This is a genomic window from Ruegeria sp. SCSIO 43209 (genome assembly GCF_019904295.1).
GTDB lineage: Bacteria > Pseudomonadota > Alphaproteobacteria > Rhodobacterales > Rhodobacteraceae > Ruegeria.
In genome coordinates this window covers 197752-220011 of sequence record NZ_CP065362.1, presented here as the reverse complement: position 1 = coordinate 220011, position 22260 = coordinate 197752, and the positions used below count along the sequence as shown (strand labels likewise).

Below are 22260 nucleotides of genomic sequence, written 5' to 3'. Positions count from 1 at the left end.
CGGCCCTATCCTGCTTCGACCCCAAGCCCGTCAGTCGACAGGTCATCGAGTTTCGGCATCAACCGTAACAGTTCTTGCGCGTATTCGGTTTTCGGACTGGCAAACAGATCGCTGGTGTCCTGAACCTCGACGATTTGTCCCTGTTTCATGACCGCAACTCGGTCACACATCTGGCGCACCACAGGTAGGTCGTGGCTGATGAACAGCATGGTCAGGCCCAGATGCTCTTGCAGGTCTTTCAGGATGTTCAAAATCTGCGCCTGGATCGAAACGTCGAGCGCGCTTGTGGGCTCATCGCAGATCAGGAACCGGGGTTGTGTCGCCAATGCGCGGGCAATCGAAATACGCTGGCGCTGACCGCCCGAGAACTCATGTGGATATTTCAGCCCGGCCTCTGACCCCAGCCCCACTTGATCCAGCAATTCGTCCACGCGGCGCTTGACGTCGGCACCTTCCATCAGGCGGTGATGGCGGATCGGCTCCGCCACAATTTCATCCACCCGCATACGCGGATTGAGAGACGAGTAGGGGTCCTGAAAGATCATCTGGATGTTCTTGCGGTACTCTTCCTGCACCGTACGATTACTCAGATCGCTTACCAGTTGTCCGTCAAAGGTGATGGTACCACCATCCACAGGATAGAGCCCTGCAATCATCCGCGCGACGGTGGACTTGCCCGATCCGGACTCACCGACAACCCCAAAGACCTCACCTGAACGAATGTCAAAGCTGACGTTGTCGACAGCGGTGAAGTAGGTACGATCCCAAGGCAATAATCCACGCTTTTGCAGGAATTTCTTCGTCAGGTTGCGGATTTCAAAGATCGGTTTGCTGGCGTCGTTATCCACCTTGGGCCAGTGGCGTGCCATATCCTCGATCGCGAAACGCGTTTCACGCCCGCCATAGCTGATCTGAGGGAAACGATGCAGTTTCAGCGTCGGGCGTGGTACCGCGGCGATCAGGGACTTGGTGTATTCGTGTTGCGGCTGGCCCATCACCTGTGCCGTGGTGCCGCTTTCAACCACCTTGCCCGCATACATCACGGTCACGCGGTCAGTTGTATCGGCGATCACGCCCATATCATGGGTGATCAGGATGACACCCACCTGACGCTCTTGTGCCAGTTCCTTGATCAGGTCCAGAATCTGGGCCTGAACGGAAACATCCAAAGCCGTCGTGGGTTCATCGGCGATGATCACATCCGGTTCGGTGCAAAGTGCCAGAGCAATCACCACGCGTTGCCGCATGCCGCCCGAGAACTGGTGCGGGTACTGATCCAGCCGAGTATCCGGGTCTGGGATGCCAACGCGATCAATCAAATCACGGGCGCGCTTGCTTGCTTCGGCCTCGGATCCACCCAGATGGGCCTGGATCGTCTCGACCAGTTGTTCGCGCACTGTAAATAGCGGGTTCAGCGACGTAAGCGGGTCTTGAAAGATCATCGAGATCTTCTTGCCGCGTAGCCCGCGCATCGCCTCGGCATCGATGCCGCTGATCTTATCGCCGCCCAGCTTAATCTGGCCGCTGGCAATGCGACCTGGGCGTTCCAGAAGGCCCATCACGGCAGCGCCGATGGTGGATTTACCTGCCCCGGATTCGCCCACAAGTCCGTGGATTTCGCCGGGTTCTACAGAAAGGCTGGCGTGGTCCACTGCGGTAAACAGCTGGCGGCGGGTCGGGAATTCGACGGTGAGGTCTTGGATGGTCAGAAGGCTCATGAAATCACCGCAGTTTTGGGTTCAGCGCGTCGCGCAACCAGTCGCCCAACAGGTTGACCGACAGGGCAAGGGCCAGAAGCGTGCAGGCCGGGAAGAACAAAATCCACCATTCGCCCGAGAACAGGAAACCCTGCCCGATCCGGATTAGTGTCCCCAGCGACGGCTGGGTCGGGGGAGCGCCCACACCCAGAAAACTCAATGTGGCCTCAGCAATGATCGCAAGCGCCAGCGAGATGGTCGCAATAACAAGAACAGGGCTGAGGACATTGGGTAGGATGTGACGGAACATGATCGGGAACGATCCACGCCCGATCAGGCGCGCGGCTTGTACATATTCTTTGTTTTTCTCGACCAGAGCAGCACCACGGACGACGCGTGCGAACTGCACCCAGTCCGACAACGCAATCGCGATGATCAGAACATAGATTGCCATCTCATCGCGGTATTCCGGCGGAGTGATTCCTTTGGCAATCCCAAAGATCAGCATTGCGACCAAAATGGCCGGGAACGTCAGTTGCACGTCTGCGATACGCATGATCAGCGTCTCGATCCAACCTCCGAAATACGCAGCGATCAGACCGAGGATCACGCCGATGATCAAGGCAAGAAGCACAGCAGAGGCACCTACGAACAATGAAATGCGCAACCCGTAGAGGATGGTCGAGAACACATCGCGCCCTTGGTCATCTGTGCCTAGCAAAAAGGTCTCTTGCGTAAACGCATTGGGCGTACCTGGTGGTGTGAACCCGTTCATCAGGTTCAGTGTTGCTGGATCGAACGGGTTATATGGCGCGATCAGCGGGGCAAAGATCGCCGCCAGCACCAGAATGACCACGACCAAAGATGCGATCATGGCTACCGGAGAGTGCCGGAAAGACCAGGCGAAATCGCTGTCCCAGAATTTAGCCATACGCGATTTAGGCGCGACTTTCGGGGTTTCCATCGTTTCGGTCATGTGGCCCTCGCGTCGACACGCAGGCGCGGGTCAATGGCATAGTACAGAAGGTCGACAATCAGGTTGATTGTCACGAACATCACCGAGATCAGCATCAGATAGGCAGCCATAACGGGGATATCCACGAACTGGATCGCGTTGATGAACAGCAAGCCGACGCCCGGCCATTGAAACACCGTTTCGGTGATGATGGCAAAAGCGATGATCGACCCCAGCTGAAGGCCCGTGATGGTGATCACCGGCACAAGAGTGTTCTTCAGCGCGTGGCGGAAATTGATCACCCGGTCCGACAGCCCTCGGGCGCGTGCAAAGCGGACATAGTCAGCGCGCAGAACCTCCAGCATCTCGGACCGGACGAGCCGCATGATCAGTGTCATTTGATAGAGGCCCAGCGTGATTGCAGGCAATATCAACGCTTTGAGCCCCGAGGTCGTCAGAAACCCGGTGGACCAACTGCCAATCATAACAGTCTCGCCCCTCCCGAAACTGGGCAGTAGGTCAAGTTCAACCGAGAAAACATAGATCAGCAGGATACCGATGAGGAACGTCGGCAGCGAAACCCCGATCAAGGAAACGGTCATGATCACATTGGCAGCGATCCCTTGTCGTCGGATTGCAGTAAAGACACCGAGGGCAATGCCCATCGTGATCGCAAGAAAGCCGGACACAAAGGCCAATTCCAACGTCGCCGGAGCGCGTTCCACCAGGATGGTCGAGACCGGTCGCCCCTGGCGATAAGACACACCGAAATTGCCCTGAACAGCGCCTTGCAGGAACTTGGCGTATTGCACAACAAAGGGTTGGTCCAACCCAAGCTCGGTCCGTAGGCGGTCAATGTCGGCCTGCGTGCGCTCTTGGCCCAGCATGTTGTCGATCGGGTCGCCAACAAATCGGAACATCGAAAAGGCGACCAACCCCACGACCAACAGCACTATGACGGACTGGAACATCCGTCTGACGATATATGCGAACATATGTTTCCCTCGTAGATCGGTCTCTCTAGGCCGACCTTGACCAGATGGTCAAGAGAGTGCTGTCAACTCAACGCGACGTTGCCGCCGATCAATTCACATTCACCCAACGCAGCAGAAAGAAGTTGTCCGGACGCTGCGTGACCTCGACATTGCTGCGCGTGCCCCAAACCAGCGGCTGGACATACATCGGCACATAAACGTGTTCGTCCTGATAGATTTGAGTAACCTCGTCCAGCATCGCCTGACGCTTGGCCTCATCCAGTTCTGACTGGATCATCGGCAACAGCTCATCGACACGTGCATTTGAGAACCCGCCGAAGTTCCAGCTACCCAACTTTTTCTCTTCGTTCGGGGTTGCGACAAGGAACCGGACCGGATGCTCGGCGTCGAATGTACCGGGGCTCCAGCCCAGCAGGTACATGTCGTAATTATCTTCGCGTAATTCGGGCCAATAGTTCCGCACTGGCATGGCGTCCAGCTCGGCGGTGATCCCGATCTGAGCCAGCATACCGACGACGGCCTGACAGACGGCCTCGTCATTAAGGTAGCGGTCATTGGGGCATTTCAGGCCAAATGAGAAACCATCTGCATATCCGGCCTCGGCCAGCAGCGCCTTTGCCGATTCCACATCAAACGCGGGGCGCCCGGCGTTCGCTTCGGAAAACCCGCTCATGGCTGGGCTGACGAGCTGCGATGCGGGCTCGGCATTTCCGCGCATGATCGTGGCCAGAATGGCGTCGACATTCACCGCTTGCGCAACTGCCTGCCGCACGCGCGCGTCACGGAACGGGTTGGGTTTGCCCGCATCGTCTGTGTATTTCAGCGTGTCAGCCTCGTGGTCGAAGCCCAGCATGATCACGCGCGCCTCAATGCCCTGGATGACATCGACCTCTGCGTTCTGCTGCAGCCGTGCGACGTCCTGAATGGGGACCGGGTTGATCATGTCCACATCGCCCGATAGCAGCGCCGCTACGGCCGTGGCAGGATTTTGGATCGGATTAAATTCTGCACGGGTGATGTTGTGTTCAACATCCCCCCACCAGCCTTCATAAGGTTCCAACACGGTCTTAAGACCCGGCTCGCGCTCGGTCACCTTGAACGCGCCGGTGCCGTTGGCGTTGATGGTGGCGTAGTTTCCGGTTTCTTTGTCGGGGACCACGGCGTCGTTGGCCTCGGTCCAGTCTTGATCCATGATCATCCAGTTGGCAATCGATGACGGAAACAGCGGGTTAGGTGCTGTGGTCATGATATCAACTGTGTAGTCGTCAACTAAGATGACGTCACTGACAGGAGCGAACCAGCTACGCGTGTCCGCAGCCTCACCCGAGGCGCGTTGGTAGCTGAACAGCACATCTTGCGCGTCAAAGCTGCTTCCGTCGTGAAAGGTCACGCCCTGACGCAGATTGAAGCGCCATCCTTCGCCGTCGCCGATCGGCTCCCAACTGACAGCCAACGCGGGCTCAACGCTCATATCCTTACCGCGGCGGACCAGCCCTTCGTAGACGTTGTTCAGGAACCCGAGAACTGGGGCCGAGTTGACCGCGTGAGGGTCCATCGTCTGCGGATCGGTGGTCGAGGCCCACTTGAATTCGGCCGCCTGCGCGGCGCTTGCAAGCAACATGGTCAGGCCGATTGCACTGTTTCTGAGGATCATGGCGAAATCTCCCTGTTAGCGCTGAAACAATCCAGCTTTTTCGCTGCCACGTAAAGCCGTTCCTGCGCCGAGATCACATGTCCGTTACCGACGGCGCAAACAAGAACAGGGCGCGTTTCCGCGCCCTGCATACCATCACAGAGGATAGTTTAGTTCATCTCAAAGTATTTGATCTTCGGTGAATCTTCCGGCTCGACGATGGTGCCCACGCCCGATTTCATGCCCCAGTTCAGCACCTGATGGTGGATCGGGATATAAAGCTGTTCGTCCTGAACAACCTGCCAGATATCACCGATCTGCTGATCACGTGCGGGCAGATCAGTTTCAGAGGCAAGGGCCACGATTTTGGCATCCAGATCCGGGTTGGAGTAGCGTGTGCCATTCCACGAGCCGTACTTTTCGCCCTTCGAATGGACGAGGAAGTTGAAGATGTACTCCGAGTCATAAGTCGGAACACCCCAGCCCAGCATGTAGAAATCTGTTTCTAGGTTGTTGATCAACGGGAAGTGCTGGGCTTTCGGTTTGGCGTCCAAGTTAACTGTGACGCCGATCTGGGCCAGCATTCCAACCGCTGCCTGACAGATCGCCTCATCATTGATGTAGCGGTCATTCGGGCAGTTCAGGGTCAGCGAGAATCCATCAGGATAGCCTGCTTCGGCCATCAACGCCTTGGCCCCTTCGATATCGGTTGACGAGGACGCATCCATATCTGCATCCCAACCATTCACAAACGGAGGTGAGATCATACCAGCAGGAGCAGACTGACCACGCATCACGACCTGTTTGATCGCATCACGATTGATCGCCTTTGACATCGCCTGTCGAACGCGGACATCAGCCAGCGGGTTCTTACCATCCACATTGTCCGAGGTCAGATCAGCATCGCCCATGTTCATGCCAAAGAAAATCACCCGGTTCTGCGGCGCGGTGCGTACGTCCAGACCATCGGTTCCGGCTACACGCTCGAGGTCCTGTACGGGCACGTCCTGAATGAAATCAACCTCACCCGACAGCAGCGCGGCAACACGGGTCGCGGCGTTCTGGATCGGGGTATAGATGATCTCGGTTACCTGCAGCGGGAACTCATCCTTGCCCCAATAGCCGTCATAGGCGGCCAGGACGGTTTTCACGTCGGGCTCGCGGCTGACCAGCTTGTAGGGACCTGTGCCATTGGCGTTCTTGGCCGCAAACGTGTCTTCGCCGCCCTCATAGTCCTGAACCTTGACAGCGTTGTTTGCCTCGGCCCAACCTTTGTCCATCATGAACATGTTGGTCAGGTTGTTGGGCATGATCGGGTTCGGTCCGTCAGTTTCGATCTCGATCGTGAACTTGTCGGGCGCACGCACCTCTTTCACAGACGCCAGCAGTTCTTTGTAATCCGAATCCGGCGTCATCGCGCGGTTCAGCGAAAACACGACATCCTCGCTGTCGAACTCGGCACCGTCGTGGAAGGTAACGCCCTCGCGCAGTTTGAACACCCAGACATTCGGATTTTCTTCCGATGGTGCCCATTCGGTCGCCAGCGATGGAACCAGTGCACCTGAGTGATCACGCATCACCAGCGTTTCCATGATCTGGTGCGCCATGGCCGAGGTCGGGCCTTCGTTTTGCGCATGCGGGTCCAGCGTCAGCGCATCACCTGCACGGGCCCATCGCAGCGTCTCCGCCGAAGCGCCCGCCGCGATCATCGCCGTTGCACTGGCGGCAAGCATCAGAGTTTTGAATGACATAAGTCGTCTCCCCATTTTTTGTTGTGGCCGCATTTTCATACGGTTGGCCGAATTTTTCGGCCATCATGGGCCAGCATCATCCAGATCATGGTCCGAGTTGCAACACCCGAATGTTAGCGCCCTGCTTTTCTTTCTGTCTGCCGGGGCTTAGGTGAATGTAGGTCATGCAGAAACACGCCTCGTATTTAGCCCTATGACAGGGTTGCCACCTAACGTTTATTGAAGGCGTCTCTAAGAGCGTCACCAAAGGCCCCGTTCTGGGTGCTCTGCCCCCCATGGCTGCGCCGCTGTTCCCCTGGCTGGGGTGTTCGTGCCGGTTTGCCCTTGCCACGGAGTGCATTGCCCTCGCGTGCCGAAGCGCCACCGTCCTTGCGCATGGACAGCCCAATGCGCTTACGTGAAACGTCGACTTCGACCACCGTCACTTTGACAACTTGCCCGGTTTTGACCACCTCATGCGGGTCCTTCACGAACCGATCGGCCAGTTGGCTGACATGAACCAACCCGTCCTGATGCACGCCAATGTCGACAAACGCGCCGAAGGCGGCGACGTTGGTGACGGTACCCTCCAGCACCATGCCGTGCTTCAGGTCCGTGATTTCCTCAACCCCGTCCGTAAACGACGCCGTTTTGAAACTGGGTCGCGGGTCTCGGCCGGGCTTCTCCAATTCGGTGAAAATGTCCCGAACCGTTGGCAAGCCGAAGGTTTCACTCACAAACTGCTCGGCGCGCAGGTCTTTCAGTACGCCTTCATGCCCCATGATTTGGCGAATGTCGCGCCCACATGCTGCCACTACTCGACGGGCAACATCGTAAGCCTCGGGGTGAACCGAGGAGGCATCCAGAGGCTCTGAACCGTCACGAACTCGCAGGAAACCTGCACACTGCTCGAAGGCGCGTGGACCAAGGCGGGCCACCTTCAACAGTTCGTTCCGAGACGCAAAGGCACCATGAATATCGCGGTGCGTGACAATCGCCTCGGCCAATCCCGGTCCCAGACCCGAGACGTGCGAAAGCAAAGGGGCTGAAGCTGTATTCAGATCCACGCCCACAGCGTTCACTACATCTTCGATCACCGACTCCAGTGACTGTGACAAGCGGTGCTGATCCACATCGTGCTGATACTGGCCGACGCCGATGCTCTTGGGTTCTATCTTGACCAGTTCAGCCAAGGGATCCTGCAGCCGGCGGGCAATCGAGACCGCTCCACGTAGCGAGACGTCGAGGTCGGGAAATTCGCGCGCGGCAAGCTCGGATGCCGAGTAGACCGAGGCTCCAGCCTCGGAAACGACGACCTTGGTGGGCGCTTTGACGGTCTTGGGCAGAAGCGACAGCGTATCGGCCACCAAACGCTCAGTCTCGCGGCTGGCTGTGCCGTTGCCGATGGCAATAAGCTCGATTTTATGTGTAGCGATAAGGTTCAGTATTGCCGCTTGTGCACCACGCAGATCATTCTTGGGCTGAAACGGATATAGCGTATCCGTTGCAACCACCTTACCGGTTGCATCGACCACGGCGGCTTTGACCCCGGTGCGAATGCCGGGATCCAACCCAAGCGTCGGACGTGCCCCCGCCGGAGCAGCGAATAGCAGATCCTTTAGGTTGCGCGAAAACACTTGAATTGCCTCGTCTTGTGCGCGGCTGCGCAGGTCGGCCATCAGTTCGACCATCATCGACAGCGACAGCTTGACCCGCCATGTCCAGCCCGCGACCTTGCGTAGCCACTTGTCACCAGGAGTATCACCGCGCGTGTTCAGATGAGCCGCAACCATGGCCTCGGCCCGCGCGGCGCCCGCTTCGGGTTCGGGAGCAATGTCTAGCGTTACGATCCCTTCCTTCGAGGCGCGCAGCATTGCCAGCGCTCGATGCGACGGGGTTTTCGACCAAAGCTCGGAATGATCAAAGTAATCGCTGAACTTGGCACCTTCCTGTTCCTTGCCCTCGACGATCTTTGCGCTCAGCAACGCCTCACGTTGCATGAAGTTTCGGAGCTCTCCCAGCAAAGCAGCGTTTTCGGTAAGCCGCTCTGTGATGATGTCCCGTGCACCATTCAGCGCGTCTTTGGTCGTGGGGACAGCCTCAATCAGATACCCTTCAGCCAGCCCTTCTGGTTCAGCCAACCGGTCCGACAGAATCGCATCGGCCAGCGGCTCCAGACCATTCTCGCGGGCAATCATCGCCTTGGTCCGGCGTTTGGGCTTGTACGGCAGATAAATGTCTTCCAACTGCGCCTTGGTTTCGGCTTGGGCGATCGATTTCACCAGATCGTCCGTCAGTTTCCCCTGATCCTTGATCGAGGACAGAATCGCCTCGCGCCGGGCCTCAAGCTCACGCAGATAATTCAGTCGGTCGGAAAGGGTGCGCAATTGGGTATCATCCAGCCCGCCGGTCACTTCCTTACGATAACGGGCGACAAAGGGCACGGTCGCACCTTCATCCAACAACCTGACCGCGGCCCCAACCTGTTCCGCGCGGGCGTTAATCTCGGTGGCGATGGTGCGGGCGATACGGTCCAAAGGGGCCTCCTGACTTGCGGTTGGAAGATCGTCTTAGCCACCGGCACGCACAAGGGGAAGAGGCTGCGCTGCGAAAAGCACCTCTGCACAAAAAATGCACGACCCTTACGCGGTGATCTGCACCTGCCTAGGCCAGACAGAACCAACACAAACAAGGAGCAGTTAAATGGGACAGTTCATCGTGCGCGGTGTACCGACATCAGTTTTACAAGATAGTTGGTGGCTGGACACCCCTGATCGAGGCACAAACCGAGCCGATGGCTTAGCGGAACCCGGCAATCGCCACGCTTTTTTGGGTTTGGTGTTTCTGGTTGCGCTCGCCGATTTTCTGTTTTTCGACCATTCTCCTGGCCTTTCAATCGCACTCTTTACGTTGGCGGTTTCCGCTGTAGTGTTTGCCTTGCTGCGCCGCCGTGGTGGACTTGTCGGGCCAACCCTTCTTTTGCTGCTTAGCATTCTTCCGGTTGTGGAATATGTTCAGGCCCTGTCCGTAGCTTTCTTGCTGGGTGGATCGACCATTGCGCTGTGTTGGGCCGTGCTGGGCAATCATGAGGTCGCTTCGGTTCGCCGGTTTCTGTCTCTGTTTCCAATATTGGCGCTCAGACACGGGATAGAGGCGGTTCAGAAAGGTCATTCGGTTTCCCGCATTGACGGGGTTGCCCTTCGTGCACTGCGCAACTGGAGTTTCCCGATCGGAGGCGCACTGATCCTTGCTTCGCTGATGGTTGCGGCCAATCCGGTCTTGTCTGATTGGATCGATCGGATTTGGCGATTTGATCTGCGGTTCGACCGACTGCTATTCTGGACCGGGGCAGCAATCACGATCTGGCCCTTTCTTGCGGTCACCTTGCGGCCTGACTTGCTTGCCCCCCGATTTGGCCCCGGACGCAAGCGCCCATTGCCTGCCTTTGGCTTGAATGCCCAATCCGTTGCCAATGCGCTAATGGTGTTCAACTTGCTGCTGGTGGTGCAAACGGGGATGGACATGGTTTATCTCTGGGGCAGCACCAAGTTGCCCGAAGGGATGACCTATGCTGAATATGCTCATCGCGGGGCATACCCACTCTTGGTCACAGCTTTGCTGGCGGGCGCATTTGCCTTGGCCGCCCGACCCTATCTGAACGAGCGGCAAGGGCTGACAAGATGGATGATGCTGTGGCTGGCGCAGAATGTATTGCTGGTGATCTCATCGCTGATGCGCCTCTCGCTTTACGTTGATTTTTACGGGCTGACCTATTTGCGTGTTCATGCGGCAATATGGATGGTGCTGGTCGCTGTGGGTTTGTGTCTGACCGGTTGGCAAATTTTGCAGGGTAAATCGAACCGATGGTTATTGCTGCGATCTGCGATCTTGGGGATTGGCGTGCTCTATGCATGCTGCTTCGTGAATTTTTCAGCCTTAATCGCCCGTTGGAATCTGGAAAATCCGATACGGTTTGATGCCTACTACGCATGTCAGCTCAATGAGATGGCGGCGGCAGAGTTGCTGAATGACAAACGGGTACGCGCTTGCGCAACCCCTCCGGTCGTCGACAATTGGAGGAATTGGGGCTTTCGCGCAGATCGGGTGATCCGTAATCTGGCCGTCGAACCCATGCCGGAGAAGGTATATGAAAATCCTCGTCGTGGATGATGATCCACGCCTGCGAGAGCTGGTCTCGATCACGCTTGAGCGCGCGGGCTACCAGACGGTTACCGCCCGCGATGGCCAAATGGCGCTAACCCACGCGATGCGGGAAGCGCCTGATCTTGTCGTGCTGGATGTCGGCCTGCCTGAGATCGATGGGCTTGAGGTTTGCCGCCGCTTGCGGGCACGCTCGGAGGTACCAATCTTGTTCCTGACCGCGCGTGATGACGAGATTGATCGCATTTTGGGCCTCGAGTTGGGAGCGGATGATTACGTCACCAAACCTTTCAGCCCCCGTGAGTTGGTTGCACGGATCAAAGCTATCCTGAAACGCAGCAAACCGGGTGCTGCAGAGCTTCTCCTGCGGCATGGCCCGGTTGAAATGGATGTGTCGGCGCATTCGGTTCGGGTCGACGGCAATGCGCTTGCCTTAACCGCAACCGAGCTGTCGATTTTGCGTCGCCTGATGCAAACGCCCGCCGCCATCGTCTCGCGACCACAATTGGTTGATGCGATTTATGGCGCAGGCAGTCCGGTCTCGGATAGGACACTGGATAGTCATTTGCGGAACTTACGACGCAAGTTGGGGGATCAGGGCTGGGCCGGTGCCATCGAAACCGTGCATGGAATCGGATTGCGGATGGGTGCATGGCCGGGCTGAGACGCAAATGGCGCCCTTCGCTGGGTTTTGTTCTTGGCGGAGGTCTCGCGGGTACGCTCGCCCTGTCTCTGCTGGGTCTGATCGCGCTGCGGTATCTTGGACCTGAGATCGGGTTTCGAAACGCTGCGGGCTTGCTGGCGATCGTGATCGGATGTGCGACCGGAGTGGTCGGATACCTTATGGTTCGGCTTCTGCTCCGCCCCATAACGTCGCTGGCGACCTATTCAGGGGCCATTGAACAAGGGCAACGCGCCGAGCCGCCCGATCACTACGGCACACAAGAACTGTCGCGCCTCGCCGGTTCGGTTCTGAGCATGGCGGATACACTGCAACGGCGCGAAGCTTCGATCCGCGTCTTCGCAGATCATGTCACGCATGAGTTGAAAACACCCGTCACCGCGATCCGTGCGGCAGGAGAGTTGTTGGCCGAGGCCGAAACGCTCTCGGACCAGGATCACGCATTGCTGCAACAGATATTGGGCGCAAGCGATCAGATGCAAACGCAGCTCAGCGCTCTTAACACGGTTGCACAGGCACGAGTGCCGGAACATCATGGGGAGGCAAGCCTGAACGATCTTGCCGATCAGTTACGCGCTTCGTTTCCCGAATTGGACATCAGCATAGAAGGCGGCGATCAGGCATTGAACCTTGCAGCCTCTGGCCTGAAAATTGCCCTGCAACATCTTCTGGACAATGCACGCCGTCACGGGGCAAGGCAGGTGGTCCTGCACGCAGAACTCGGTCGATTGGTTGTCCAAGACGATGGTTCCGGCATATCCGACGGTAATCGGGACCGCATCTTCAACCCATTCTTTACAACCGCGCGCGAGAAGGGAGGGACCGGGATGGGCCTGACCATCGTTACAAACCTGTTGGGGGCACATGGCGGGCGGATTTTGCTGGTGCCTTCCAAGACCGGTGCGCGATTTGAGTTGGTGTTTCCGGGTGTGTGATATCACTCAATAGCCCAAACTAATTCGACCCGTGTCAATTTGCGCCGCTCAATACGATTGATCCCAAGCCAATCCTCATTTAAGGGAGGCCCTGTCAAATCAGAGTCACCCGTGGGGCCGTCATGTCCCCTTTGGGATTGGTGCCTATGTCACGGCGGCACATGCTCTTGGATCGCACGCCCCTGAAAGGCTTAAAAAAGGTAAGGGAATATGGCAGAAAAATCGAACTTCGACGTATTGTATACCATTGTAGACGAAGCGCCCGAGCTGGCGAGCGCCTCGTTCCTGCCCATTATCCGCAAGTTTGCGTCAGCAGCCGGTGTCAGCGTCGGAACCAAAGACATTTCGCTGGCCGGGCGTATTATCGCGACCTTCCCCGAAAAGCTGACAGACGAACAGCGTATTACTGATGATCTGGCTGCTTTAGGTGAGCTGGTGAAAACACCGGACGCAAATGTCATTAAACTACCCAACATCTCGGCGTCGGTGCCCCAGCTGGTGGCTGCCATCGAAGAGCTGCAATCACAGGGTTATGACATTCCGAACTACCCCGAAGAGCCTTCGACGGACGACGAAAAGGCGATCCGTGCGCGTTATGACGCCATCAAGGGTTCGGCCGTGAACCCGGTCCTGCGCGAAGGCAACAGCGATCGCCGCGCAGCGCGCGCTGTGAAGAACTATGCCCAGAAGAACCCTCATTCGATGGGAGAGTGGAGCGCGGACAGCAAGACCAAAGTGTCTTCGATGCCGTGCAATGATTTTTACGCCAATGAGAAATCGGCAACGATCACTGCGGCGCAAGCCGGCGATGCCAAGATTGAGTTTGTGGGCAAAGATGGCAGCGTTACGGTTCTGAAAGACGCTTGGCCACTGGCCGAAGGAACTGTGGCCGACGCAACATTCATGTCGGTCAAGGCGCTGTCGTCGTTCCTGACCGAAGCCATTGAGGACACCAAGAAAGACGGCACCATGTTCTCGCTGCACATGAAGGCGACGATGATGAAGGTCAGTGACCCGATTATCTTCGGCTATGCAGTCAAGGCGTGGCTTGCCCCCGTGTTCGAAAAATTCGGTTCAGAGCTGGACGCACTGGGTGTAAACCCGAACTCGGGTCTGGGGGACCTGCTTGAGCGGGTTCAGGGCAACGCAGACATCGTCGCCGCAATCAATGCGATTAAAGGGGATCGTCCGTCGATGTATATGGTGGATTCGGACCGTGGCATCACCAACCTGCATGTCCCGTCTGATGTTATCATCGACGCCTCGATGCCCGCAGTGATCCGTGCTGGCGGCAAGGGTTGGGACGAAACCGGCGCCAAGGGCGATACCAACTGTGTGATCCCTGACCGTTGCTATGCACCGGTGTATGATGAGGCCATCAATTTCTTCAAAGCCAATGGTGCACTGAACCCAGCCACCGCAGGAGCCGTCGCCAACGTTGGATTGATGGCGCAGAAGGCCGAGGAGTACGGCTCGCACCCGACGACGTTTGAAGCGCCCGCAGATGGTGCAATCCGTATCGTTCTGGCCAATAGCGAAACGCTGCATTCCCACAACGTCGAAAAGGGCGACATCTGGCGCGCCTGCACCGTCAAGAAGGCCCCGATCGAGAACTGGATCCAGCTGGCGATGGACCGTCAGCGCCTGACCGGGTCCGAGGCGATCTTTTGGCTGGACGCAAACCGTGCCCATGACGCCGAGCTGATTAAGTATGTCAAACCAGCGCTTGAAGCTGCAGGCGTGGCCGACAAGTTCTTGATTATGGCCCCGCGTGAAGCAACCCGCCAGTCGCTGGAAACTATCACGGCGGGCAAGGACAGCATCGCCATTACCGGTAACGTTTTGCGGGATTATCTGACCGACTTGTTCCCGATCCTCGAACTGGGGACGTCGGCCAAGATGCTATCAATCGTCAAACTGATGAATGGCGGCGGTCTGTTCGAAACCGGTGCAGGTGGTTCGGCGCCGAAACATGTTCAGCAACTGGTTGAAGAAAACCACTTGCGCTGGGACTCCATGGGTGAATTCTGTGCGCTCGGAGAATCCCTGAACTTCCTTGCTGACAGCAAGGGCAACGCCAAAGCGGGCGTCCTGGGTGCCGCTGCCGAGGCTGCCACGCAGGGAATTTTGGATAACAACAAGTCACCCAGCCGCAAAGTCGGCCAGCCGGATAACCGCGATAGCCACTACTGGTTCGCTCGTTACTGGGCCGAAGCTTTGGCGGGGCAATCCGATGATGCTGGGCTTGCCGCCGAGTTTGCACCGCTCGCGAAAGAGTTGGCGGACAAAGAAGAACAGATTTTGTCCGAGTTGGCGGCAGCGCAGGGCGCACCCGCCGATCTGGGTGGATACTACCACACTGATCCGGCCAAAGCGGCTGCGGTGATGCGTCCAAGTGCGACCCTGAATGCGATCATCGGATAAGCCAAGGGTTGCATAAACGCTTAAAAAGAAACCGTTCCGAAGAGGGCCGGTTTTTTCATGCCCTGAAAAAGAAAAAGGCCAGCCCCCATAGCCAGCCTCTTTCTGAGTGAGTGGCGGGGCTTACGCCTCACCGGTGCAGTTGAGTTCATCCTACGCTTATCGTTCACGCTGAATATTCGGGGATTCCCGTAGACGGCCGCCTTTTATGAGCGATTAAGGATAAAAATAGTCATTATGTATGTGCAAATAAGACCAAATGCTGACTGCGCCACGTCTGAGGCCTAGTCAGTTGGCTTTGCCGTTATCATTGAAGATTCTGACCCACCGACAAAAAAAGGGCCAGTCCGAAGACCGGCCCCTAAGAAAGGTCATAACGACCGAGGGATTAGTTTGATGCTGCGTTCAGCTTTTCATTTTGTTCGCGCAGCGTGTCGGAAATAATCGCGTACCATTCGCCGGATTCGCGCATCTCGATCAAACCCTTGTTCATCATCGCGATGTACTCGCGCGCGAATGGATTGGTGCGGTGTGCAAGGAAGCTCATCGAAGACAGTGTCGAGACATACGGGTTCTCAACAATATCCGCCGAGGTCAAACCCATGTCTTTCATTGTCGAGGCAAACAGATCAACTTCGAATGCAGCCACGTCTGCCGTACCGGTCAATACGGCATCGAGACATTCGCGAGCCGAATTGGGTTGGACCACGGTTGTGTTCTCGCGGTTCAGCCCTTGTTCTTCCAGCACCACCATGCTCCAGCCTGCCATGCGGCAAACGGTCGAGCCCTCAAGGTCGGAGAAATCTGTCGCCTTTGCGTATTCGCTTTCAGGCAAAGTGAAGAAACCTCCGACAATGTCATATACCGGAACAGAAGCGACAAATTGGGTACACCGGGCTTCGGTCTCTGCAGACCACTCATAGGAGCGGTTGGTACAATCCGGAACAGTCCACGCGATCGAAATATCAAACGCACCCAGTGGCAACAGTGTGTCCAGATGCGAACTCCAGTCATCTACAAAGCTGACCGAGAAATCACGGCTGTTACCAGCACGCTGAAGGCTTGTCGTCGCCAGACGGGTCATGATGCCACCGCCGCTCAGATCTTCAGTAGTGAACGGTTCCCAACCGTTGCCAGCGACCATCTTGATCGGAGGCGCGTAGACATTCGAGCGCTTGACGCTTGCAGCACGTTGTTCTTCTGCCGCGATCAGTTCTTGCGCGCTCTGACCGTTGGGCAGGCTGCCATCCTCACAGGGCAGCGCCAGTACCAGACCGGGGGTTAGCGAACCGGGATTGGTGATTGCATTGCGGTTAGCGTTAAAGATCGGCTGATAGTTTGAGGTGCCGTAGGCGGCAATGGCGATGGTCGCCAATGTGTCGCCATCCTGAACCGTATAGTTGGAGCAGGCCTCTTGAGCGGCGGCTGCACCTGCGCTCAGGGCGGTGAAGGCTGATGCCGACAGTACTGCTTTCTTCAATTTCTTGTTAAACATGTCCACTTCCTCCAGACTTTGTTTCGTTGGGCCAATCAAGGCCTTAGCCATTTTCCATTTGATAGCGCAGTGCGGTAGATACGATGTCGCGCCACTCGCCTGATTGCTGCATGATCGCCAGACCCTGGTTGAGCGTCTCAAGGATCGCTTCCCCATCCGGATTATCTTTGTGGGTCATGACGTTAAGCGACTTGATTGCCGCTAGGTTGGGGTTTTCGATGATCTGATGTTCGTAGCCCAGACGCCCGATTGCTTCGACCGCCAGATGCGCTTCGATCGCGACAATATCGGCTGTGCCATCCATGACTGCGCGAAAACAATCATCGGGTGAAACGGGGCGCATCAAAGTGATTGCAGGCTCGTAAAGACCAACTGCATCCATATGCGACAATGACCAACCTTCCGGCCTACAAATCGTTGTGCCCGCGAAATCTGCATAAGTCAGAGTCTCTTCGTAACCCGAACCGCTTTTTGCGAAGAACGTATCAACGACCTCGTAGAATGGGTTTGAGAAATTATAGGTTTCGCACCGTGAACGATCATTTTCCGACAACGTAGCGGCTTGTTCACAGTTCGGCCGCGACCAAGGGAATGTGGCGTCAAAGGCGAGTGTCGGCATCAATAGGTCCAGATGCGACGACCAGTCATTAACGAACTGAATCTTGTAGGACTGCTCGGGCGCGGCCCTCAGCATCGCGGTTTCAACCAGGTTGGTATAAAGCCCACGATTTGGCAGCGCTTCATCCGTAAACGGGGCGTAGTTACCACCCGTGATCAACAAAATCTGACGGTCACGAATTTCAGGGCTTTCGCCACCATCCGCGTTGCGGATCAATGCGGCACCTTCCGCACGGGCTGCTTCGATCTCTTTCTTGGCCGCAGCCTTGGCCGCGATTACGGCTTCTTCGCTGGTCTTTTTAGCTTCGGCCTCTGCAGCGGCCACGCGGGCTTCGGCCTCGGCAATGGCTTTTTCAGCCCGTTCCTCGGCAGCTTTGACCAGTTCCGAGGCCATTTCGGCAGCCATGCGGCCAGCTTCGGTATCCGGCAGTTGCGCCGCGCGCCCGATATCTTCAAGACAAGGGAAAGTCAGGACATCACCGACGCGAATGATATTGGGGTTCGACCCGATCGTATCCCGGTTCGCATCATAGATGATCCGGTAATCTTCCGTCGCGTAGACGGCAATTGCCAGTTCCCGCAAGCTGTCACCGGGCTGGATTTCATAAGTCGAACACGCCTCTTGCGCCGATGCTGCACCTGTTGCAGCAGCAAGAGCGAGGGTGGATATGATAAGATGGTTTCGCATTTTGTCCTGTTTCACTGCCTGTCTAAGTCTGTGCCGGTTTGACCACGGCGATTGAAATGTTGTCCTGATCCGGGTCTGCCTTTGCATGCAGTGCTTGAAGCAGCGCATCAGCAATATCGCGAGCCGGGGAATGAATATGCGTGCGCACCAGCGTTTCGATCTCGGAATTGCCGAGATATTGCAGACCATCACTGCCAAGGATCAGTACATCTGCCGCAATCAGCGCTAATGGTTGTTCCGGACAATCCACTTTTGGAATCGCAGCCCCCATGATCACCGAAGTCAGTTGGTTACGATCCGGATGGCCTTGTGCCTCTTCCGCGCTCAGTAATCCTTGTGCGAGCTGTTCGTCGATCACCGGGGCCATCGAGTGATCTTCGTTGACCTGTGACAGGGCATCATTGCGGAACAGGTAAAGTGGACTGTCACCGATCGAGATCCAGAATACTCGTTGATCCAGCATCAACATGCCCAGAAGGGTGGAGCCCAGATTGACCTCGTTTTCCTCACTATGGCTCGCCATAGCGGCGTTGGCCTGCATTGCGGCCAACGGCAGAGCGTCGAGCAGTGCGCTCTCAGCAAGGTCGGGCCCATCCAACTGGGCATCCATCGCATCGCGCCAGGCTGAAATGACCAACTGCGAAGCGACTTCACCCGCTTCATGACCACCCATACCGTCGGCAATCACGACATAACCCGCGTCTGCCGCGTCAGAGACCCGCGCAGCAATCGCGTCTTCCTGCGAGTCGCGCTGACCCTGGTCCAGGATCAGGGCAATATCATATGCAGGGGTCGCCAGCATTAATCGGCATCCCGCCAGTCAAAGCCGTCATCACAGAAAGCGGTGAAGCGGATCGAGGTTTCGCTGATCCGGATCAGATCGCCGCTGGACAAGGCTATGGTGCTGAGCACAGGCTTGCCATTCAGGCGCACCAAGTTGGCCTTGCCGCCATGGCCCAGATAGCATTTCCGGTCCTCTGGGTCATATGCGATGACGGCGTGATTGCTGCGAGAGATCCCGGTGTCGCCGAAATCCAGCTGAATAGCCTGATCGTCATTCCGACCGATCTGCATCAATCCCTCGGTCAAGGTAATCGCGGCACCCCGACCCGGTCCGGCGGTCACGACCAGCCAGCCAACCGGGAATGTCTGTTCGGCCGCTTCTGTCTTTTCAACGGGCTCAGCTGTTTCCATCAGCTCCTGAACATGCGTGTCTGCACGCTCGAAACCCAAAAACGTCGTCTTCACACGAGAACGCCGATCTTCAGCCGGTGCAGGTGCAGGTGCGACCATGGCGGGTTCCGGGGTTACATCAACAGGCTCCGGTTCCGGTGTGGGTTCTCCGACGATTTCCACCTCGCCCGCAACTTCAGATACGACTTCAGGTTCGATGGCCTCTGGTTCTTCTACGGTGACTTCGGGTTCATCGTCCTGAACCTCGTCTTCCGCAGTCAGATGAAGCGTGACAATCTGTTCATCTTCTTCGACCTCTTGAACCTCGGCCACTTCTTCTTCGGTCGCCTGATCTTCGATCTGGTCTTCCGAAAACTCGGGCATCGGTTCTTCGGGGATCAGTTCGTCTGCTTCCTCGTAGCTGTCCGAGCTAACGTTTCCACCCGCAAGGGCCGCGCGCAGGGCGTTGAAATCCGCAATCGGAGCGGCGCTTTCTGTTTCGACCGCTTCCGCAACGGTTTCGGTTTCGGTTTCCACCGCATCTTCTTCTTTCGGTTTTCCGGCACCTTCTAGAAGCCGGCTCAGAGGGCTTTTGTATTTGAACATGGTGTCGTCACCTTCTTTGATTTCTGATGCGGGGTTTTACCCGCGGGACTGCTACAAACCGCTTCGCCGTAGGCGCAGGGCACTGATGAAGAGGAAACAGAGAAACATTTACGTCGCGACGGGTTGGTCCCCGACGGGGTGACGCGATGGGCGGCACCCCCAGCACACTGACCTGGCGATAGTCACATCAACTGGGCGATCACTCCTGCGTTAGTTGCATGACCGCAGTACTTTCAGCTCCGTTGCGCAAAATGCTTAGGCGCGCCTCGGGTTGGTTGTCGGAAACAAGTTGAGCAAGGATGCCGTCCAGACTCTCGGGCTCATTGATCGAGACACCAGTCTGTGTTTCGCGCAGCAGCACATCCCCCCGCTGCAAACTGCCAGCAACTTCTTCCGGAACAGATGCGACGACGGTTTGCCAACCTGCCTCGCCCGCATGAGCCACATCAAACGAATAACCGTTCAGAAGGCCAAAACTGCGGAAGGCGGGCAGGGCCAGCAATCCATTCTGCGCGCGCGTTTCGCCCAGACTGCGATAGCGCGCTGCTACACGGATATACCCGTCTGGATCGACCGAGAAATTATCTAGAACATACGATGCAAGCGTTGTGTCCGGACGAATAGGTTCACCATTCAGAGTAAAAATCGTAGCGCCCCGTTCGACCCAATCCCCGATCACCGACCTATCTTGACCGGTGTTCAATCCATTGATGGCAATGACACTCCCGGTCGAGCTGCGACGCTTGGACATCGTGAATGGAATCTCAATATCCCAGTGCCCAAATGCAACCTGGTTTTCGGCTAGATTTACCGGCGTCGCAGGTGCGATGGGTGTGATGTCTTCAACCGTAGGTTCCGTCACTTCAGGTTCCACTACTTCAGGTTCCACCAAAGCGATTTCTTCGGGTTGCTGCTCTGACACAATGGCGGCTTCCGGCACCTCATTAGCCTGCTCGACAGGTTGTTCCTGCGCCGCTTCTGGTTCTGATGCCAAAGCGACTTCGGCCTGTTGCGGCTCTGTTGTGGCTTCGGCGGTCTGCTCGACGGGTTCCGGAGCTGCTTCTGCGGGCACCGGAGTAGTCGGAGCCTCTGCAGTCACCGGAGTTGCCTCGGGCGATTTCTGATCGCCCGTCATTACGAAGTATCCACCTCCGGCCAGTGCCGCCAATACAATCGCGATACCCGCGATCATCTTGCCACTGCCGCCCGAGCCGCTTTTTACAACGGTGTCGACTGCAGCAACGGCCTCGTCCTGAGGTGCAAATTTAGCAAGAGTGTCTTCCGTTTTTTCCTCGTTCCCGAGGGCCAGATCAGAGTTCCCGGCCAGCAGCGCGGTCACGACGGCCTCCGCATTCTCGCTTTCGGCTTTGATCCGTTCTTTTTCGGCCTCTTCGTCTTTGCGATCCATGCCAACAATGACCGAAACAGGGCGATACGCGAAACTGTCGAACATCACACCGGGACCACGGAACATACGCAGCCAGTCCAATGCGGTTTGCACACGGTCAGTGGCGTGCACTTCCATTGCTTTGTCGATCGCCTCAAGGAACCCGTCAGGATAACCTTTGAATCGCCCTGTCAGCGGTTCATAAGGATCGTCTTGGCCGTTGTTGAACGCATTCAAACGTGTCTGGCCATCAATCGGTCGCTCGCCGCTGATCGCATGATACAGCGTTGCAGCCAGTACATAGAGGTCACTGCTGGGGCCCTGATCCGCGCCACGCACATAAAATTCGTGCGGCGAGTACCCGTCCTTAATCACGCGCAGCGTCAATAGCGCCGCTGACTTGTGTGCCGCCTGCTCGCGTGCTGCGCCAAAGTCGATCAGGATGGGTTCGCCATTCTCATCGATCAGGATATTGTCGGGTGAAATATCGCGATGTAGCATGCCGCTTTGGTGAATGAACGACACCGCAGACAGCATTTTTTCGGTGACCTGAACGATAAAGTCCGGTCCGCTCTTGTTTTCGGGTTTTTCGACATAATCCAGAAGATCGCATCCGCGGATCAGGTCCATCGCGATATAAGCGGTGTCGTTGTCCTCAAACACCTGATGCACGTCGACGATGTTGGGATGAACCAGCCGCGCATGGTTGCGTGCTTCCTGAATGAACAGGTCGATAATGGAGCGCAGGTCTTCTTTGTGGTCAGGGTTGGCAGGTTCGACCAGATCACCATTCCGCTGACAGAGCGCCCCCGGATAGCATTCCTTGATGACCACATCGCGATCCAGACTATCGCGCGCGAGATAGGTGATCCCAAACCCGCCGTTGCTTAGGAACCGGAGGATTTCATACTGTCCGCGCAGCAGCTTTGCGCCTGGCTGCAATCCTTCGATTTGAGGTTCGTCGTGCGTTGCGCCGACCGCCTGGTTGTGGCTCATTTCTTCCCGCCCATTCTACTCGTTTATTGCGGCATAGATAACCAGGGCTTCAGCCCGCGAACTCACAACCAAACACAACCGCAGGACA

The 22260-nt window shown here is 56.8% G+C and carries 15 protein-coding genes; 4 read left to right on the top strand and 11 right to left on the bottom strand.

Annotated features, from left to right (window positions below):
* Positions 1-5: 5 nt before the first annotated feature.
* The 6 genes from I5192_RS20440 to I5192_RS20415 all read right to left on the bottom strand — a co-directional run bounded on the left by I5192_RS20440 (position 6) and on the right by I5192_RS20415 (position 9547).
* A complete protein-coding gene (locus I5192_RS20440; RefSeq protein ID WP_223118652.1) occupies positions 6-1718 on the bottom strand; it encodes an ABC transporter ATP-binding protein in 1713 nt (570 codons plus the stop codon).
* A 4-nt stretch (positions 1719-1722) separates the two neighbouring features.
* Positions 1723-2673: an ABC transporter permease gene (locus tag I5192_RS20435; protein WP_170407343.1), complete on the bottom strand. Its 951-nt coding sequence runs from the start codon at positions 2671-2673 to the stop codon at positions 1723-1725.
* On the bottom strand, positions 2670-3647 hold the full coding sequence (locus tag I5192_RS20430) for an ABC transporter permease (protein WP_170393893.1): 978 nt from the start codon (positions 3645-3647) through the stop codon (positions 2670-2672). Before I5192_RS20430 ends, I5192_RS20435 begins: the two co-directional genes overlap by 4 nt.
* An 88-nt stretch (positions 3648-3735) precedes the next feature.
* The gene (locus I5192_RS20425) at positions 3736-5301 is read right to left on the bottom strand and encodes an ABC transporter substrate-binding protein (protein WP_223118651.1); all 1566 of its coding nucleotides are present in this window, start codon (positions 5299-5301) and stop codon (positions 3736-3738) included.
* A 149-nt stretch (positions 5302-5450) separates the two neighbouring features.
* The gene (locus I5192_RS20420) at positions 5451-7031 is read right to left on the bottom strand and encodes an ABC transporter substrate-binding protein (protein ID WP_170393897.1); all 1581 of its coding nucleotides are present in this window, start codon (positions 7029-7031) and stop codon (positions 5451-5453) included.
* Positions 7032-7240: 209 nt separating this feature from the next.
* The gene (locus tag I5192_RS20415) at positions 7241-9547 is read right to left on the bottom strand and encodes a Tex family protein (protein ID WP_223118650.1); all 2307 of its coding nucleotides are present in this window, start codon (positions 9545-9547) and stop codon (positions 7241-7243) included.
* A gap of 166 nt (positions 9548-9713) precedes the next feature.
* Here I5192_RS20415 and I5192_RS20410 point away from each other — a divergent pair, with 166 nt between their 5' ends.
* The 4 genes from I5192_RS20410 (at position 9714) to I5192_RS20395 (ending at position 15212) form a co-directional block, all read left to right on the top strand.
* Positions 9714-11180 (top strand): DUF4173 domain-containing protein, encoded by a 1467-nt coding sequence (locus I5192_RS20410; RefSeq protein ID WP_223118649.1) that lies wholly within the window; start codon positions 9714-9716, stop codon positions 11178-11180.
* Positions 11158-11835 carry a response regulator transcription factor gene (locus I5192_RS20405; protein WP_223118648.1) on the top strand — a complete coding sequence of 226 codons (678 nt, stop codon included), beginning with the start codon at positions 11158-11160 and terminating at the stop codon, positions 11833-11835. Before I5192_RS20410 ends, I5192_RS20405 begins: the two co-directional genes overlap by 23 nt.
* Positions 11823-12788, top strand: coding sequence for a HAMP domain-containing sensor histidine kinase (locus tag I5192_RS20400; RefSeq protein WP_170422740.1), 966 nt, complete (start codon positions 11823-11825; stop codon positions 12786-12788). Before I5192_RS20405 ends, I5192_RS20400 begins: the two co-directional genes overlap by 13 nt.
* Positions 12789-12998: 210 nt before the next feature.
* Positions 12999-15212, top strand: a complete 2214-nt coding sequence (locus I5192_RS20395) for an NADP-dependent isocitrate dehydrogenase (protein ID WP_223118647.1) — start codon at positions 12999-13001, stop codon at positions 15210-15212.
* A gap of 385 nt (positions 15213-15597) precedes the next feature.
* Here the strand turns inward: I5192_RS20395 and I5192_RS20390 are convergent, their stop codons facing one another.
* From I5192_RS20390 to I5192_RS20370, 5 genes are all read right to left on the bottom strand, one after another.
* Complete coding sequence (locus tag I5192_RS20390) at positions 15598-16704, bottom strand: transporter substrate-binding domain-containing protein (RefSeq protein WP_170393909.1); 1107 nt, start codon at positions 16702-16704, stop codon at positions 15598-15600.
* 43 nt (positions 16705-16747) lie between these two features.
* Positions 16748-18010 (bottom strand): transporter substrate-binding domain-containing protein, encoded by a 1263-nt coding sequence (locus I5192_RS20385; RefSeq protein ID WP_170465587.1) that lies wholly within the window; start codon positions 18008-18010, stop codon positions 16748-16750.
* 22 nt (positions 18011-18032) lie between these two features.
* Positions 18033-18812, bottom strand: a complete 780-nt coding sequence (locus I5192_RS20380; protein WP_170393913.1) for a PP2C family serine/threonine-protein phosphatase — start codon at positions 18810-18812, stop codon at positions 18033-18035.
* On the bottom strand, positions 18812-19789 hold the full coding sequence (locus tag I5192_RS20375) for an FHA domain-containing protein (RefSeq protein WP_223118646.1): 978 nt from the start codon (positions 19787-19789) through the stop codon (positions 18812-18814). The genes I5192_RS20380 and I5192_RS20375 overlap by 1 nt, the downstream gene beginning before the upstream one ends.
* A 199-nt stretch (positions 19790-19988) precedes the next feature.
* Positions 19989-22172 carry a protein kinase gene (locus I5192_RS20370; RefSeq protein ID WP_223118645.1) on the bottom strand — a complete coding sequence of 728 codons (2184 nt, stop codon included), beginning with the start codon at positions 22170-22172 and terminating at the stop codon, positions 19989-19991.
* Between the last annotated feature and the right edge of the window lie 88 nt (positions 22173-22260).

Bases quoted from the DNA above. Each gene is read 5' to 3' on its own strand.
- I5192_RS20440 (WP_223118652.1), bottom strand. From the start codon at position 1,718: ATGAGCCTTCTGACCATCCAAGACCTCACCGTCGAATTCCCGACCCGC.
- I5192_RS20385 (WP_170465587.1), bottom strand. From the start codon at position 18,010: ATGCGAAACCATCTTATCATATCCACCCTCGCTCTTGCTGCTGCAACA.
- I5192_RS20425 (WP_223118651.1), bottom strand. From the start codon at position 5,301: ATGATCCTCAGAAACAGTGCAATCGGCCTGACCATGTTGCTTGCAAGC.
- I5192_RS20400 (WP_170422740.1), top strand. From the start codon at position 11,823: ATGGCCGGGCTGAGACGCAAATGGCGCCCTTCGCTGGGTTTTGTTCTT.
- I5192_RS20430 (WP_170393893.1), bottom strand. From the start codon at position 3,647: ATGTTCGCATATATCGTCAGACGGATGTTCCAGTCCGTCATAGTGCTG.
- I5192_RS20370 (WP_223118645.1), bottom strand. From the start codon at position 22,172: ATGAGCCACAACCAGGCGGTCGGCGCAACGCACGACGAACCTCAAATC.
- I5192_RS20395 (WP_223118647.1), top strand. From the start codon at position 12,999: ATGGCAGAAAAATCGAACTTCGACGTATTGTATACCATTGTAGACGAA.
- I5192_RS20420 (WP_170393897.1), bottom strand. From the start codon at position 7,031: ATGTCATTCAAAACTCTGATGCTTGCCGCCAGTGCAACGGCGATGATC.
- I5192_RS20375 (WP_223118646.1), bottom strand. From the start codon at position 19,789: ATGTTCAAATACAAAAGCCCTCTGAGCCGGCTTCTAGAAGGTGCCGGA.
- I5192_RS20405 (WP_223118648.1), top strand. From the start codon at position 11,158: ATGAAAATCCTCGTCGTGGATGATGATCCACGCCTGCGAGAGCTGGTC.
- I5192_RS20410 (WP_223118649.1), top strand. From the start codon at position 9,714: ATGGGACAGTTCATCGTGCGCGGTGTACCGACATCAGTTTTACAAGAT.
- I5192_RS20390 (WP_170393909.1), bottom strand. From the start codon at position 16,704: ATGTTTAACAAGAAATTGAAGAAAGCAGTACTGTCGGCATCAGCCTTC.
- I5192_RS20380 (WP_170393913.1), bottom strand. From the start codon at position 18,812: ATGCTGGCGACCCCTGCATATGATATTGCCCTGATCCTGGACCAGGGT.
- I5192_RS20435 (WP_170407343.1), bottom strand. From the start codon at position 2,673: ATGACCGAAACGATGGAAACCCCGAAAGTCGCGCCTAAATCGCGTATG.